This window comes from Vogesella urethralis (genome assembly GCF_007644045.2).
Lineage (GTDB): Bacteria > Pseudomonadota > Gammaproteobacteria > Burkholderiales > Chromobacteriaceae > Vogesella > Vogesella urethralis.
This window is the reverse complement of record NZ_VMDW02000051.1, coordinates 79,921-93,013: the sequence shown is the minus strand read 5'-3', so window position 1 is coordinate 93,013 and position 13,093 is coordinate 79,921. Positions and strand designations below refer to the sequence as shown.

16 protein-coding genes and 1 tRNA gene are annotated in these 13,093 nt (G+C 62.4%); 13 read left to right on the top strand and 4 right to left on the bottom strand.

The genetic code is table 11. The annotated features are described in order from the left end of the window. Positions 1 to 2 precede the first annotated feature (2 nt). The 4 genes from pheT (at position 3) to FLQ03_RS02890 (ending at position 3,177) form a co-directional block, all read left to right on the top strand. The gene (pheT, locus tag FLQ03_RS02905; RefSeq protein ID WP_144371892.1) at positions 3 to 2,363 is read left to right on the top strand and encodes a phenylalanine--tRNA ligase subunit beta; all 2,361 of its coding nucleotides are present in this window, start codon (positions 3 to 5) and stop codon (positions 2,361 to 2,363) included. Positions 2,364 to 2,433: 70 nt separating this feature from the next. Continuing rightward, positions 2,434 to 2,736: an integration host factor subunit alpha gene (locus FLQ03_RS02900; RefSeq protein WP_017507008.1), complete on the top strand. Its 303-nt coding sequence runs from the start codon at positions 2,434 to 2,436 to the stop codon at positions 2,734 to 2,736. After that, positions 2,717 to 3,070: a MerR family transcriptional regulator gene (locus FLQ03_RS02895; protein ID WP_144371891.1), complete on the top strand. Its 354-nt coding sequence runs from the start codon at positions 2,717 to 2,719 to the stop codon at positions 3,068 to 3,070. Before FLQ03_RS02900 ends, FLQ03_RS02895 begins: the two co-directional genes overlap by 20 nt. Before the next feature lie 30 nt (positions 3,071 to 3,100). Further along, positions 3,101 to 3,177, top strand: a tRNA-Pro gene (locus tag FLQ03_RS02890). A 52-nt stretch (positions 3,178 to 3,229) separates the two neighbouring features. Here the strand turns inward: FLQ03_RS02890 and FLQ03_RS02885 are convergent. Then, positions 3,230 to 4,138 (bottom strand): LysR substrate-binding domain-containing protein, encoded by a 909-nt coding sequence (locus FLQ03_RS02885; RefSeq protein WP_144371890.1) that lies wholly within the window; start codon positions 4,136 to 4,138, stop codon positions 3,230 to 3,232. Between the two features lie 122 nt (positions 4,139 to 4,260). Here FLQ03_RS02885 and yfcF point away from each other — a divergent pair, with 122 nt between their 5' ends. Further along, positions 4,261 to 4,896: a glutathione transferase gene (gene yfcF / locus FLQ03_RS02880; protein WP_144371889.1), complete on the top strand. Its 636-nt coding sequence runs from the start codon at positions 4,261 to 4,263 to the stop codon at positions 4,894 to 4,896. A 103-nt stretch (positions 4,897 to 4,999) separates the two neighbouring features. On the opposite strand, the gene FLQ03_RS02875 is transcribed toward yfcF, so the two are convergent. After that, a complete protein-coding gene (locus FLQ03_RS02875; protein ID WP_144371888.1) occupies positions 5,000 to 5,239 on the bottom strand; it encodes a hypothetical protein in 240 nt (79 codons plus the stop codon). Positions 5,240 to 5,329: 90 nt separating this feature from the next. On the opposite strand from FLQ03_RS02875, the gene FLQ03_RS02870 reads away from it, so the two are divergent. From FLQ03_RS02870 to FLQ03_RS02850, 5 genes are all read left to right on the top strand, one after another. Beyond that, positions 5,330 to 5,731, top strand: coding sequence for a DUF1289 domain-containing protein (locus tag FLQ03_RS02870; RefSeq protein WP_144371887.1), 402 nt, complete (start codon positions 5,330 to 5,332; stop codon positions 5,729 to 5,731). 83 nt (positions 5,732 to 5,814) lie between these two features. Then, positions 5,815 to 6,408, top strand: coding sequence for a class I SAM-dependent methyltransferase (locus tag FLQ03_RS02865; RefSeq protein WP_144371886.1), 594 nt, complete (start codon positions 5,815 to 5,817; stop codon positions 6,406 to 6,408). Between the two features lie 112 nt (positions 6,409 to 6,520). Further along, the gene (locus tag FLQ03_RS02860) at positions 6,521 to 8,323 is read left to right on the top strand and encodes a methyl-accepting chemotaxis protein (RefSeq protein WP_144371885.1); all 1,803 of its coding nucleotides are present in this window, start codon (positions 6,521 to 6,523) and stop codon (positions 8,321 to 8,323) included. 362 nt (positions 8,324 to 8,685) lie between these two features. Beyond that, positions 8,686 to 9,249: a hypothetical protein gene (locus FLQ03_RS02855; RefSeq protein ID WP_144371884.1), complete on the top strand. Its 564-nt coding sequence runs from the start codon at positions 8,686 to 8,688 to the stop codon at positions 9,247 to 9,249. 135 nt (positions 9,250 to 9,384) lie between these two features. Then, positions 9,385 to 10,152 carry a substrate-binding periplasmic protein gene (locus FLQ03_RS02850; protein ID WP_170252290.1) on the top strand — a complete coding sequence of 256 codons (768 nt, stop codon included), beginning with the start codon at positions 9,385 to 9,387 and terminating at the stop codon, positions 10,150 to 10,152. Positions 10,153 to 10,164: 12 nt separating this feature from the next. Here FLQ03_RS02850 and FLQ03_RS02845 read toward each other — a convergent pair whose 3' ends face one another. Next, on the bottom strand, positions 10,165 to 11,427 hold the full coding sequence (locus tag FLQ03_RS02845) for a TIGR03862 family flavoprotein (RefSeq protein WP_144371882.1): 1,263 nt from the start codon (positions 11,425 to 11,427) through the stop codon (positions 10,165 to 10,167). On the opposite strand from FLQ03_RS02845, the gene FLQ03_RS02840 reads away from it, so the two are divergent. The 3 genes from FLQ03_RS02840 to FLQ03_RS02830 are packed head-to-tail and all read left to right on the top strand — an operon-like array spanning position 11,426 to position 12,418. Continuing rightward, positions 11,426 to 11,617 carry a hypothetical protein gene (locus tag FLQ03_RS02840; protein WP_144371881.1) on the top strand — a complete coding sequence of 64 codons (192 nt, stop codon included), beginning with the start codon at positions 11,426 to 11,428 and terminating at the stop codon, positions 11,615 to 11,617. The genes FLQ03_RS02845 and FLQ03_RS02840 overlap by 2 nt on opposite strands. Further along, the gene (locus FLQ03_RS02835; RefSeq protein WP_206210836.1) at positions 11,604 to 12,077 is read left to right on the top strand and encodes an NUDIX hydrolase; all 474 of its coding nucleotides are present in this window, start codon (positions 11,604 to 11,606) and stop codon (positions 12,075 to 12,077) included. Before FLQ03_RS02840 ends, FLQ03_RS02835 begins: the two co-directional genes overlap by 14 nt. Then, positions 12,077 to 12,418: a thioredoxin family protein gene (locus FLQ03_RS02830; protein ID WP_144371880.1), complete on the top strand. Its 342-nt coding sequence runs from the start codon at positions 12,077 to 12,079 to the stop codon at positions 12,416 to 12,418. Before FLQ03_RS02835 ends, FLQ03_RS02830 begins: the two co-directional genes overlap by 1 nt. Before the next feature lie 107 nt (positions 12,419 to 12,525). Here the strand turns inward: FLQ03_RS02830 and FLQ03_RS02825 are convergent, their stop codons facing one another. Next, positions 12,526 to 13,092 carry a hypothetical protein gene (locus FLQ03_RS02825; RefSeq protein ID WP_144371879.1) on the bottom strand — a complete coding sequence of 189 codons (567 nt, stop codon included), beginning with the start codon at positions 13,090 to 13,092 and terminating at the stop codon, positions 12,526 to 12,528. Position 13,093: the final 1 nt, after the last annotated feature.

The window sequence follows — 13,093 nt, the reverse complement described above, 5'->3', positions numbered from 1 at the left end:
TCATGCAATTTTCCGAACAATGGCTGCGCAGCCGCGTTAATCCGTCGCTGAGCACAGACGAGCTGTCCTACCTGCTGACCATGGCAGGCCTGGAAGTGGAAGAAGTGACCCCGGCTGCCCCCGCTTTCAGCGGTGTGGTAATCGCCGAAGTGAAAGAATGCGTCAAGCACGAAAACGCAGACCGCCTGCGCGTCACCAAAGTGGACGTTGGCAGTGGCGAGCTGGTGCAGATCGTGTGCGGTGCACCCAACGTCGCGGTAGGCGTCAAGGTGCCGTGCGCGCTGCCGGGCGCCATCCTGCCGGGCGACTTCAAGATCAAACCGACCAAGATGCGTGGCGTCGAATCCGGCGGCATGCTGTGTTCCGGCAAGGAGCTTGGCGTGCCGGAAGACGTCGACGGCCTGATGCTGCTGCCGGCTGACGCGCCGGTGGGCCAGAATATCCGCGACTACCTGGGCCTGGACGACAGCCTGTTAACGCTGAAGATTACCCCGAACCGCGCCGACTGCCTGTCGATTCGCGGTATTGCCCGCGAAGTGGCCGCGCTGACCGGCAGCCCGCTGGCTGCCTGGGACATCGCCGCCGTGGCGCCGCAAACCGACAGCAAGCTGGCCGTCACCATCGCCGATAACGCGCCGTGCGGCCGTTACGTTGGCCGCGTGGTGAAGAACGTCAACGCCGCCGCAGCCACCCCGGACTGGATGAAACGCCGTCTGGAACGTTCCGGCCTGCGCTCCATTTCCGCCATCGTCGACATCACCAACTACATCCTGCTGGAGCAGGGCCAGCCGATGCACGCCTTTGATCTGAGCAAGATCAACGGTGGCATTACCGTGCGCATGGCCGCCGACGGCGAGAAGCTGGTGTGCCTGAACGAGAAAGAAGTGGCGCTGACGCCGGACCTGATGGTGATTGCCGACGACCAGCAGCCGCTGGCCATCGCCGGCATCATGGGCGGCCTGGACAGTGGTGTGACCACCGCCAGCCGCGACATCTTCCTGGAAAGCGCCTTCTTCCAGCCTGAAGCCATCGCCGGCAAAGCCCGTGCCCTGGGCTTCGGCTCCGATTCCAGCTACCGCTACGAGCGCGGCGTGGATTTTGCCCTGCAGACAGAGGCCATCGAGCGCGCTACCGCGCTGGTGCTGGAAATCTGCGGCGGCGAAGCCGGCCCGCTGACCGAAACCGTCGGCCAGCTGCCGCAACGCGGCAGCGTGACGGTGCGTACCGCCCGCGTGGCCAAGGTGCTGGGCGTGGCGCTGAGTGCCGAGCAGATTGCGGCCATCTTTACCCGTCTGGGCCTGGCCTTCGAGCAAAATGACGCCGGCTTCGTGGTGAGCGCACCGAGCTTCCGCTTCGACATCGCCATCGAAGAAGACCTGATCGAGGAAATCGCCCGCGTTTACGGCTACGACAACATCCCGGCCGAGGCCCCATTGGCCGCACAGACCATGCTGCCGCAGCCGGAAGGCCTGCGCGTGCGCAGCGACGTGCGCCGCCTGCTGGCCGGCCGCGATTTCCAGGAAATCGTCAGCTACGCCTTTGTGGAAGAAAAGTGGGAGCGTGATTTCGCCGGCAACGCCGACGCCATCCGCCTGCTGAACCCGATTGCCAGCCAGATGAGCGTGATGCGTTCTACGCTGATCGGCGGTCTGGTCGATACCCTGGCGGCCAACCTCAACCGCAAGCACAGCCGCGTGCGCGTGTTCGAAATCGCCCGTGTGTTCCGCAAGCAAGCCGATGGCAGCGTGCAGCAGCCGGAAGTGATTGCTGGCCTGGCGCACGGTAGCCGTGTTGACGAGCAGTGGGGCAGCAAAGCGGAACGCGTCGACTTCTACGACATCAAAGCCGACGTTGAGGCGCTGCTGGCGCCACGCGTGGCGTCCTTCCGCAAAGCCGCACATCCGGCCTTCCACCCGGGCCGTTGTGCCGAGGTGCTGCTGGATGGCCAGGTGGTGGGCGTGCTGGGCGAGTTGCACCCGCAGTGGGTACAGGCTTACGGCCTGGGCAACGCACCGGTACTGTTCGAGCTGGCGGTTGAGGCGGTAGAGCAGGTTGGCCGCGTGCAATTGGCCGCGGGCAGCAAGTTCCAGCCGGTACGCCGCGACCTGGCACTGGTGGTGGACGAGGCAGTCGAAGCCGCCTCGGTACAGGCTGCGATGCAGGCTGCTGCCAGCGAAGTGGTACGCGAGCTGGCGCTGTTCGACGTTTACCGTGGCAAGGGTGTGGACGAGGGCAAGAAGAGCCTGGCGTTCCGCATCATTCTGCAAGCCGCCGACCGCACCCTGGTGGACGAGGAAGTGGAGCAGGCGGTGGCCGCCATGCTGGCTGCTGCCCAAGGCGCCGGTGCCGTGCTGCGCGCCTGATCATCAACCCCTTCGGCCACCCGCAAGGGCGGGTGGCCCTTGTAATACGATGTTGTAGTGAGGAATTGTCATGACGTTGACCAAAGCCGAACTGGCTGACCTGCTGTTTGATAAGGTGGGCCTGAACAAACGCGAAGCCAAGGACATGGTGGAATCTTTCTTCGAAGAGATCCGCGCCACCCTGGAAACCGGCACCAGCGTGAAACTGTCCGGTTTCGGTAACTTCCAGCTGCGCGACAAGCCGCAGCGCCCGGGCCGTAACCCCAAAACCGGCGAAGAGATTCCCATCACCGCCCGACGCGTGGTAACTTTCCATGCAAGTCAGAAACTCAAGGGAATGGTTGAACAACATCATGCCGACAAACAAGGCTGAGCTGCCGGCAATTCCGGCCAAGCGTTACTTCACCATCGGTGAAGTCAGCGAGCTGACGGGCGTCAAGCAGCACGTGCTGCGCTACTGGGAGCAGGAATTCTCCGAGCTGCGCAATGTGAAGCGTCGCGGTAACCGCCGCTACTACCAGCACGGCGAAGTGCTGCTGGTGCGTCGCATCCGCGACCTGCTGTACGACGACGGTTTCACGCTGCAAGGTGCACGCCAGCGCTTGCAGGGTGCCAGTGGCGAGCAGGCGCCGATGACGGCGCAGCAGGTCCGCGCCGAGCTGCAATCGATTATCGATTGGCTCGATATTTCGCTTGGCAAAGAGTGATAATGGCACTATAATTTTCACCTCTTTAGTCGGGGCGTAGCGCAGCCTGGTAGCGCACCTGCATGGGGTGCAGGGGGTCGGAAGTTCGAATCTTCTCGCCCCGACCAAAGACACCAATTCACAAAAAAGCCATCCGTTCGCGGGTGGCTTTTTTGCTTTTCAAACGCGGGCCAGCCAGGCGGGCAGGCTTTGCCGGTAAGCGGCCATTTCCTGGTGCAGCCAGTCGCGAAAGTCGGCCTGCTTGCGGCTAAGCTGCGGATGCTGCGGCCAGACCAGCCAGAGCGACGACGGGTGTGGCACGCTCAGCGGGCTGAGCTGGCGCAGGCGGCCGTCCGCCAGGTAGCGGGCCACCAGGCTGTAGCGCATCAGCGCGGCGCCTTCGCCTTGCAGCACGGCAGCCAGCAGCAAATTGCTGTCGTTGATCCACAGCGAGCCGGCCGGCGGCTCGGCCACCTGCGCCAGCTGGCACCAGCCATGCCATGATTCCACCGTGTGTACGATGGGGCTGGCCACGATCTGCGCCGGGCTCTGCGGCAGCCGCCCACCCAGAAAGTGGGGCGCTGCCACCACCACCAGCTGTTCCTGCAGCAATTCTTCCTGCTGCAGTCCTTGCCAGCCGCCACGCCCCATGCGAATGCCCATATCGATCTGGCCGTAGGCCAGCGGCTGGATATCCAGGCTGGCGTGCAGCGTAACGCTGTAATGCGGAAAGCGTTGCCGGAACGCGGGCAGCCGTGGCAGCAACCATTGCTGCGCAAAGGACGGCAGCACCGCCAGTACCAGCGACTGCTGCGGCGCCAGCGGTTGCTGCAGCTGGCGGGTAGCGTCGGCCAGCTCGGCCAGCGTCACCCGCACTTTTAGCGCGTACGTGCGCCCGGCCTCGCTCAGCTGCAGCTTGCGGCCAACCTTGCTGAACAGCGAGATCGCCAGCTGGCTTTCCAGCAGTTTGAGCTGCTGGCTGACCGCGGAGTGGGTGATGCACAGTTCATCGGCAGCACGGCTGACGCTACCCAAGCGGGCGACGGCCTCGAAGCTGCGCAGTGCGGAGAGGGGAGGTAGGCTATTCATGTAAGTGATACTAACGGAAATGGCGAGAAATCATCGATTTTCAGCGGATATGACAGGCCCTAGACTCTCAACTAGCCCATTTTATTAGACTTGCTAACGCCATTATCTGGCCAGGAGGCTACATGGAAACCCTGCAACTGTACGTCGATCAGCGCTTTCTCAGCCCGTATGCCATGTCGGCATTCGTGGTGCTGCACGAGAAGGGGCTGCCCTTTGCCTGCCATGGCGTAGACCTGGACGCTGGTGACAACCTGCTGCCCGACTATGCCAACGCTTCACTGACGGCCAGGGTGCCGTTGCTGGTTGACGGGGATTTCCGGCTGTCGGAGTCGTCGGCGATTGCCGAGTACCTGGAGGCGCGTTACCCCGCGCCGGCGTATGCCGCTGTGTATCCGCAGGACGAGCAGCAGCGGGCGCGTGCGCGCCAGGTCCAGGCCTGGCTGCGTAGCGATCTGATGCCGCTGCGCGAGCAGCGCAATACCGAAGTGGTGTTCCTGCGGCCGGTGTCCACGCCGCTGGACGAGGCTGGCCAGCGCGCGGCCGCCAAGCTGATCCGCGTGGCAGAAGCCTGCCTGGCCGATGGCGCGGCCAACCTGTTCGGCGAGTGGTGCATTGCCGATACTGACCTGGCTGTGATGCTGCTGCGTCTGGTCAATAATGGTGACGCGGTGCCGGACAGGCTGGCCGATTACGCACGCCGGCAGTGGCAGCGCCCGTCGGTGCAAGCCTGGTTGGCCCGCCAGCCTGCGCAGGGGTAAGCGGCTGACGCGACGGCAGCTTTCTGCTATGTTGCCGGTCGCTCAGTCAAGGCAACAAAGCCACCGCGTGCGGTGGCTTTGTTGTTTGCCGGTAGGCGGGCACTCAGGCGCCGTCGAGGTAGTCGTAGCCGGGCCAGTCCAGCTGGTAGGCCGGGCGGTTTTTGGCGATCACGATGCGCTTGAGCATGCCGGCACGCAGCAGGTAGTCCAGCTGCTCGCGTACGTGCTCGCTGTGGCCGGCGGGTTGCAGATGGTGCAGGATGCGGGTTTCTTCCAGGCTGGCGGGAGCCCGGCTGCGCAGCATCTTCAGGATGCGGTAGATCAGTGCTTCGTCGCGTTGCATGGTGTGAGTTGTGTGTTGTGTGAACTATTAGTTAAATTTATTTATCAATCATATGGCGTTATTCGTCAAGAAACGTGAATTTATTGTTACATGTCATCGCTAACCAGTCCGCCTGATACCCCGTGCATCGGGGTGTGTTCCACCGCCATCGGCGACGACGTCTGCCTGGGCTGCGCCCGTACCTTTGCCGAAATCAGCTTCTGGGCTGAGATGAGCGCGCAGCAGAAGGCGCAGTGTTGGGCCAGCTTGCCGGTGCGCAAGGTGTGGATGGCCATCGTGCGTACCATGCCGGGGCATCTGGAAATCCTGCCCGGCCCTATGGGCGAGCAGGCGCGCTTTTTGTTGCGCGATGGTCGCGAGCTGTGGTTGGCGCAGCCATACCAACAGCAGGGGCAGCGCCTGGTGCCGCTACGCTGCGGCGGTGCCGATTTATTGCTGGATGTGGCACAAGATGCCTGGCCGCAGCATCTTTACGACTTTCTATCAGTTTGAAGCCCTATTTATGCAGCTGCTGTTTGTACTGTAAGCAGCCATGGTGCTAAGGTCGGGCTCTGTTTTCATCAGGGTGCAATCTAATGGCGCAAGACAGCAGCAAGGCAGACTTCTGGGATAGCCGCTATCAGAACAACGTGACGCCATGGGATAGCGCCGGTCTGCCATCCGGCTTTGCCGACCACGCCAGCATGCTGCTATCGGCCGTGCCTGCGGCCAAGGTACTGATACCTGGTTGTGGCACCGCCTACGAACTCGCCTGGTTGCGGCAGCATGGGGTAGATGCGCTGGCTTTCGATTTCAGCCCGCTGGCCGTCAATCGTGCCAGGGAGGCGTTCCCTGCTTGTGCCGACCGTATCCTGGAAGCCGATTTTTTCGGTCCCGCCATCGACGGGGCTTGGCACTGGGTGTACGAGCGGGCCTTTCTGTGTGCCTTGCCGCCGCTGTTGGCCAGCCGCTACGCTGTGCGCATGGCCAGCCTGATCCCCAGTGGTGGCGTGCTGGCCGGTTATTTCTTTTTGCGCGATCAAGTCAAAGGCCCGCCGTTCGGTTGCAGCCTGTTCAATTTGCAGCAACTGCTCGCGCCCTACTTTATGCTGGAAGAGCAGCAGCCCGTAGCGGCATCCTTGCCAGTGTTTGCGCCAGACGAATACTGGCTGACGTGGCGCAGACAGTAAAAGCTTGATTACTATCAACAGCTACTGAATAGTCAGCCGTGTTATTTGTAGATAGTATGTATCGATACGCCTTCGCCGCGTGCCTAATAAAAACGTAAGAGGAGAGCATGCAATGGACTGGTTCTGGAAGACCTACTTCCTGATTGAAAAGACTTTCTGGAATTCCCTTACCAAAAAGCTGTGCAGTTTTTTCTTTATCAGTCTGTTCCAGCTGGTGTTGATTGCTTACGTTTACCTGTCGCTGGAAGAAATCCGCTCGCTGGTGGGGGCGCAAACCCTCAACGCCGAGACGCTGGGCCAAGTGCATGCCTTGCTGGATCGCACCATTTACTGGTCGCTGGCGATCTGGGCGGTCTCGCTGCTGTTCATTGCGTTTATGGTGTGGTACCTGCGTTACCTCATCGTGCGGCCGCTACAGATGATCATCAATATCTTCCGCGAGATCGGCGCTGGCGAGGGTGATCTGTCGCGCGAGATTCCCACCATCACTTACGATGAAATCCGTGATCTTTCGTTGTCGTACAACGACTTCCTGAAAAAGATGCGCGAGATCATCAGCAATGTCCGCACCATGACCATGCGCATTGCGATGGACTCGGCGCGTACCCGCAAGAACATTACCCAGTCGGTGAGCAGTGCCAGCCAGCAGGCGGCGCTGGCCGGCCAGGTGAGCAGTGCCAGCGAGCGCTCCACCCAGGGCGTGATCCAGGTGTCGTCCGATACCCAGGAAATTTCGGCCACTACGCTGCACAACCTGGAGGTGGCGCGGGCATCCTACGCCGAGCTGCAGGACGCGGCGCACAAGATCGGTGGCGTCAGCCAGCGGGTGAACACCTTCAACGGTACCGTGGACGAGCTCAATAGCCGCTCGGCCAGCATCAAGACCATTGCCGACCTGATCAAGGACGTGTCCGAGCAGACCAACCTGCTGGCGCTGAATGCGGCCATTGAGGCGGCGCGCGCTGGCGAAGCCGGCCGTGGCTTTGCCGTAGTGGCCGATGAAGTACGCAAGCTGGCCGAACGCGTGAAGGTGGCGACCGATGAAATCAGCGGCAATATCGACGGCATGCTGAGCCTGGTGCAGAACACCAAGGACGAAACCTCGGTGATCACCCGCGACACCATGCAGGCCCGCGAGGTGGTGGATCGTTCTTCGCACCACTTCGGCCGCATGATGGGCGACTTCGAGAATACCGCCAGCCGTATGGCGCAGATTGCCAGCACCATGAACGAGTTTGCCAGTTCCAACCAGCAGATTGCGGCCAACGTGGGCGAGATCAGCGGCCTGAGCGAAACGGTATCGGTCAGCCTGAAGCAGTCGGAAGAAGATTCGGTGAAACTGTCGCGTGCAGCCGAAGAGGTGCAAGAGCTGGTGGCGCGCTTCATTCTGGGCGAAGGGGTATTCGATGAAACCATCGCGCATGCCCGCCACGCCTGCGATGAACTGACCCGCGTGCTGGAGGCGGCACAGCAGCAGGGCTGTGACATCTTCGACCAGCGCTATCAGCCCATTGCCGGCACCTCGCCCGCCAAGTACCACACCAGTTACGACACCCGGCTGGAAAAGCAGCTGCAAGCGGTGTACGACCGCGTGGTACAGCAGGTACAAGGCGGCCGTTTCTGCCTGCTGGTGGACAATAATGGCTATGCGCCTACCCACAACAGCTTTTACTCGAAACCCGTCAGCGGCGACCCGCAGCAGGACCTGGTCAACAGCCGCGATAAGCGCATTTTCAACGATCCCACCGGCCTGAAGTCGGCGCGCAACAAGCACCCGTTCCTGTTGCAAACCTATATGCGTGATACCGGCGAAATCCTGTCCGAGATTGCATTGCCAGTGATGATCGGTGGTCGCCACTGGGGTGCCATCCGCGTCGGTTTTGACCCCAGTTCGCTGTTTGTGCGGCAAGACTAAGGCGGTGAAATAGTGAACGAAGCCCCCGTATTGCAAGGTACGGGGGCTTTGCCGTTGATGGGTGGCAGATGTGCACCCTCGCTCAGCTTGAGCACGCTATATTGCTAGTACATAGTAGGGGGTAGCCGATGCGGTGGAGCAGAGTAGTGTGGATGCTGGTGTTGTCCTTGCCGGCACAAGCAGAAGAGCTGACGTTGCGGGTGATGGCGCGTGCCAGCCAGACGCAGGCGTATTTTCATCAGCTGCTGGTGGCGGCAATGGCACAAGCCGGAACGACAGTACACTTGAAAGAAGCGCCCGACATGCCTAATGCACGCGTCGAGTTGTTGCTGGCGCAAGGGCAGCTGGATGTGCACTGGTTCTTGCGTACCGCCAGCAGGGATCAGCGCTTCTTGCGTGTGGATCAGGGCCTGACAGACGGCATGATAGGCTGGCGTATCCTGATGGTGCCTCCGGGCGAGGCGGCAAGTTATGCGCGTCTGCGAACCCTGGCCGACCTGAAACGCAGTGGCAAGGTTGCGGCCATGGGGCACGGCTGGGCGGATGCCGGCATCTGGCAGCAGAATGGCTTGCCGGCCATTCAGCAGCGCTTGCCGATTGCCGACTTGTATCGTCTGGTGGCCAATGGCAATCGTGGCATGCATTATTTTCCGCGCGGCAGTATCGAGGTGGGGTTGGAGCAGCCGCACCATGCCGGGCTGGTAGCCGCACCCGGCGTGGTGCTGGTCTATCCGCAAGATTTTTATTTCTATCTGCCCACAGCCAAGCCTGAATTGCGGGCCCGGTTACAGCATGCCTTGCAATTGGCCGAGCAAAGCGGCTTACGCCAGCGTTTGTTCCGGCAGCATTACGGTGCGGCGTTGGCTGAATTGGCATTGGACAAACGGGTGCCGATCCGTCTGGCACTCCGGCCTGGCAAAGACTGATACCCGTGCGACTGTGGCGACCTCATGCCAGCTGGCCGGCATTTGCCATGTCATGTCATTGATAGCTTGCCGCTGCCCCGACGCTTCATGCAGACTGTCCGCAAAGGCAGCATGATGTTGGCACAGGAGAGGCTCGTGCAGGAGAACGCAAACCGGTACCGAAAACACGGCTTGTTGGCCGTGTTGTGGGCAGGCATGGCATTGGCGGGGCAACTGAAGGTGTGCGCTGAGTCTTGGCCGCCATTTTTGTACCGGGATGCGGATGGCGACGTCGCCGGCATGGGTGCCGAATGGATTAGCCGTGCAGCCGGCCAGCTCGGCATGCAGCCGCAATACCAGTTTTTGTCCCTGCATGCCTGTCGCAAGTTGGCCGCATTGGGTACTGTCGATGCGCTAGCCTTTACGCCGAATCGCGAGCAACTGGAAGGCTGGCTGTTTACCCGCGAGCCCATGGTGTTCTGGGTGCTCAGTGCCTTTGTGCCCTATCATTCTCCGCACCAGTCTTTTCGTGATCTGCGTCAGTTTGACGGCCAACGCGTGGGGTGGGGCCAGTTTTATCGCTACCCTGATCGCCTGGTGCTGAAGCGGGGTTGGCAACGGTTGACTGCGTTTGATGCCGAGGCCGTGTTTACCTTGCTGGTAAGAGGCAAGGTCGACGTGGTGTTTGACGACGAGCGCTTTGTGCATCAAACCCTTCCGTTACAGAGCCGGCGCCAGATGCGTGCCTTGCACCCGGCAGCCGCGGCCATGCCACAGCCGGTTGCCGTGCGGCCCGGCTTGCCGGCTTTGGTCCAAGCGCTGGACAACGAAGCGCAGGCCTGGCGCCAGAAAGGCCTGTTGGATCAGTTCTATCGCGCCCAGTACGACACCCCGCTTGAGCGCATTCTCGCCATCAGCGACTGATGTGATGGTCGTTCATTTGCGGCTGTGGCAGGTGGTTGTGGCCAACCAGTGCAGTGCGCCGTGGGCTGCCGCCTTGCCGCTGGCGAAGCAAGCTGTCAGCAGGTAACCACCGGTCGGCGCCTCCCAGTCCAGCATTTCACCCGCGCAGAACGTGCCCGGTACGGCACGCAGCATGCCGTATTCGTCCAACGCCTCGAATCGTACACCGCCGGCGGTGCTGATCGCTTCGTCCAGCGGGCGCGCCGTGTACAGGGTCAATGGCAGCGCCTTGATGGCCTTGGCCAGCGTGGCCATGTCGGTAAAGCTGTCCTTGTCCAGCAACTCGCGCAGCAGGCCGGCTTTGGCGCCGTCCAGTCCGCATTGCTTGCGCAGGTGGTTGGCCAGCGAGGCGGCACCCCGGCCGCGTTGCAGCTCGGCCAGCAGGCGTTCCGGGCTGCGGTCGGGCAGCAGGTCCAGCCAGACCGTGGCCTGGCCGTCGCGCGCGATGGCGTCGCGGATGGCGGCGCTGAAGGCATAGATCAGGTTGCCTTCCACGCCGCTGGCCGTCAGCACGAATTCGCCGCGGCGGCTGCAAGGTTGGCCGCAGGCGTCCACGAACGACAGCGTGACGCCTTTTAGCGCAGCGCCGGCAAACTTGGTGGCAAAGTGTTCGCTCCACGGCCGTTCGAAGCCGCAGTTGGCCGCCTGTAGCGGGGCAATGTCCACGCCGCGTTCGGCTAGCAGCGGCACCCAGCGGCCGTCGGAGCCGAGCTTGGCCCAGCTGCCACCGCCCAGAGCCAGGATGACGGCATCGCCCTGCCAGCAGGCTTCCCCGTCCGGTGTGACAAAGCGCAGGCTGCCGTCGGCTTGCCAGCCTTGCCAGCGATGGCGGACGTGCAGCTGCATGCCGGCTTCGCGCAAGCGTGCCAGCCAGGCACGCAGTAGCGGAGCGGCTTTCATCTCGCGCGGAAACACCTTACCCGAGCTGCCAACAAAGGTCTCGATGCCCAGCCCGTGTACCCAGGCACGCAGCGCGTCGGCGTTGAACGCATCCAGCATCGGCGCCAGCGCGGCCTGGCGCGGGCCATAGCGACGATAGAACGCGTCCTGCGCTTCGCTATGGGTAATGTTCATGCCGCCGACGCCGGCCAGCAGGAACTTGCGCCCGGGCGACGGCATGGCGTCGAAGACGTCTACCGTCACGCCGGCTTGCAGCAGCGTTTCGGCGGCCATCAGGCCGGCCGGGCCGCCACCGATAACGGCGATGCGGGGGAGGGAAGTGCTGGGCTGGGTCATGCGCAGTTCTTTCTGGATGCAAGGGCGGCAGGGGGAGGCGATTGTACCCAATGGCGGGCAAAAGCCAAGACTGCCTGCTATTTCATTAGGATGGCATTTGCCGCTGCTTGCCGGCAGTGTTTACAATCGCGGCCAAGTATTTGAGTTGTTTCTATTTTTGGGTGGTACTGAATTTTATGAGTTTTACTAGAGAACCGCGCGTTGACGCCAGGCTGTCTCCCAGCTTGCCGCGCCGCGCGACGGCCATCATCGAGCTGCCGGATGGTGTCTTGATGACGGCGCCGGCCAGTGGCCGTTTTACCCTGCCGGGCGGGGTATCCCAGCGCGGCGAGCTGCGATCGCAAGCCTTGCTGCGCCACATTCGTGAATACACCGGTTTGCGCATCAATTCCATGCTGTACCTGTTTGACCACGTTACCCAACACAATGCGCACAAGGTTTACCTGTGTATTGCCCAGGGCCAGGCCCGGCTGCAAGAGGGCGGTGCACGCCTGACGGTGGTGGATTCGCCGGACAGCACGATGGACATTCATATCGAGTCGCGCGCCATCCTGCGGCGCTATGCCAAGCTGCGCGGCGAAACCGGGCCCAAGAGCGACGCGGTGCGTGCCTTCCTGCAGCTGGCACGCTATATCGCCAAGGTGGATTGATGCCGGCCTGGCAAACGCTGGACGAGTTCGATTTTGACGCCCGCCTGGCCGCCACGCGCGGTATCAGCCTGGTGATGTTTGGCCAGCCGCATTGCGGTGCGTGCCGTGGCTGGCAGGCCATGCTGCCACAGTGGCTGGACGAGGGCAGCGTGCAGTTGTGGTACGCCGACGTGGCACAAGCCCAGGCTCTGGCCAGCCGTTTCGAGCTGTTCCAGCTGCCGGCGTTCGCGCTGTACCGCGATGGGGCGTTTCACGCCATGTGGCAAAGCGCACTGGCGGCCGACGCGGTGCAGCGCAGCTTGCGTACCACCCTGGCGGCCGCGCCGCAGGAAGAACCCTGAGCCCTTGCTGGCCAGGATGGCGGCTGCCGCCATGGACACAAAGCCTGCTTGCATTGCCAGCAGGCTTTGTCATGAGTTGGCCGCAGGCCTGTTGGCAGCGCTAGCGCCTAGCCAACTTGGCTGATCTGCTGCATCACCTCTGGCGGAAACACCGCTACCCCCATGCTGGTGGCCACGTTCAGCAGGCTGAACATCAACAGCAGCGCCACCGGCGCAAACAGCAAGGTGCCGGTCAGCGTGCGCAGCAGGCTGGCGCCGGTGGTGCGCGACAGTGCACGCAGCACGATGATCAGCCCCAGCGCACTGAGTACCATCGCCATGCCCTGGCCCACGTCGTCCGGCAGCCAGCTGGTCAGCGGCTCCAGCAGCTTGATCAGGTTGGCCGCCGTCACCAGGCCGAGCAGCGGCATGGCGACTACTGTGCCGCCACGGCGCAGCCACCAGCGCATGAAGGTGGCGTAAAGCGACGTTTCCATCATCACGTACAGCGCAAAGAAAAACGACAGCTGCAGCGGGTCGCCGGTGGCGCCGCTGGCGTGCGCCGTGGCTGCACTCATGATGCCGAGCGCGGCGTAGGCGATCAGCAGGTGAGACAGCGGGTACTGGTATTGCGCCAGCGGGGCGGTGCGCCAGCGCAGCAGATCGATGGCGTCGTGGATGAGCGGCACATTCATG

What these genes read in the sequence shown, in the direction of transcription:
- pheT (WP_144371892.1), top strand. Translation starts at nt 3, where the DNA reads ATGCAATTTTCCGAACAATGGCTGCGCAGCCGCGTTAATCCGTCGCTG.
- FLQ03_RS02900 (WP_017507008.1), top strand. Translation starts at nt 2,434, where the DNA reads ATGACGTTGACCAAAGCCGAACTGGCTGACCTGCTGTTTGATAAGGTG.
- FLQ03_RS02895 (WP_144371891.1), top strand. Translation starts at nt 2,717, where the DNA reads ATGCCGACAAACAAGGCTGAGCTGCCGGCAATTCCGGCCAAGCGTTAC.
- FLQ03_RS02885 (WP_144371890.1), bottom strand. Translation starts at nt 4,138, where the DNA reads ATGAATAGCCTACCTCCCCTCTCCGCACTGCGCAGCTTCGAGGCCGTC.
- yfcF (WP_144371889.1), top strand. Translation starts at nt 4,261, where the DNA reads ATGGAAACCCTGCAACTGTACGTCGATCAGCGCTTTCTCAGCCCGTAT.
- FLQ03_RS02875 (WP_144371888.1), bottom strand. Translation starts at nt 5,239, where the DNA reads ATGCAACGCGACGAAGCACTGATCTACCGCATCCTGAAGATGCTGCGC.
- FLQ03_RS02870 (WP_144371887.1), top strand. Translation starts at nt 5,330, where the DNA reads ATGTCATCGCTAACCAGTCCGCCTGATACCCCGTGCATCGGGGTGTGT.
- FLQ03_RS02865 (WP_144371886.1), top strand. Translation starts at nt 5,815, where the DNA reads ATGGCGCAAGACAGCAGCAAGGCAGACTTCTGGGATAGCCGCTATCAG.
- FLQ03_RS02860 (WP_144371885.1), top strand. Translation starts at nt 6,521, where the DNA reads ATGGACTGGTTCTGGAAGACCTACTTCCTGATTGAAAAGACTTTCTGG.
- FLQ03_RS02840 (WP_144371881.1), top strand. Translation starts at nt 11,426, where the DNA reads ATGCGCAGTTCTTTCTGGATGCAAGGGCGGCAGGGGGAGGCGATTGTA.
- FLQ03_RS02845 (WP_144371882.1), bottom strand. Translation starts at nt 11,427, where the DNA reads ATGACCCAGCCCAGCACTTCCCTCCCCCGCATCGCCGTTATCGGTGGC.
- FLQ03_RS02835 (WP_206210836.1), top strand. Translation starts at nt 11,604, where the DNA reads ATGAGTTTTACTAGAGAACCGCGCGTTGACGCCAGGCTGTCTCCCAGC.
- FLQ03_RS02830 (WP_144371880.1), top strand. Translation starts at nt 12,077, where the DNA reads ATGCCGGCCTGGCAAACGCTGGACGAGTTCGATTTTGACGCCCGCCTG.
- FLQ03_RS02825 (WP_144371879.1), bottom strand. Translation starts at nt 13,092, where the DNA reads ATGAATGTGCCGCTCATCCACGACGCCATCGATCTGCTGCGCTGGCGC.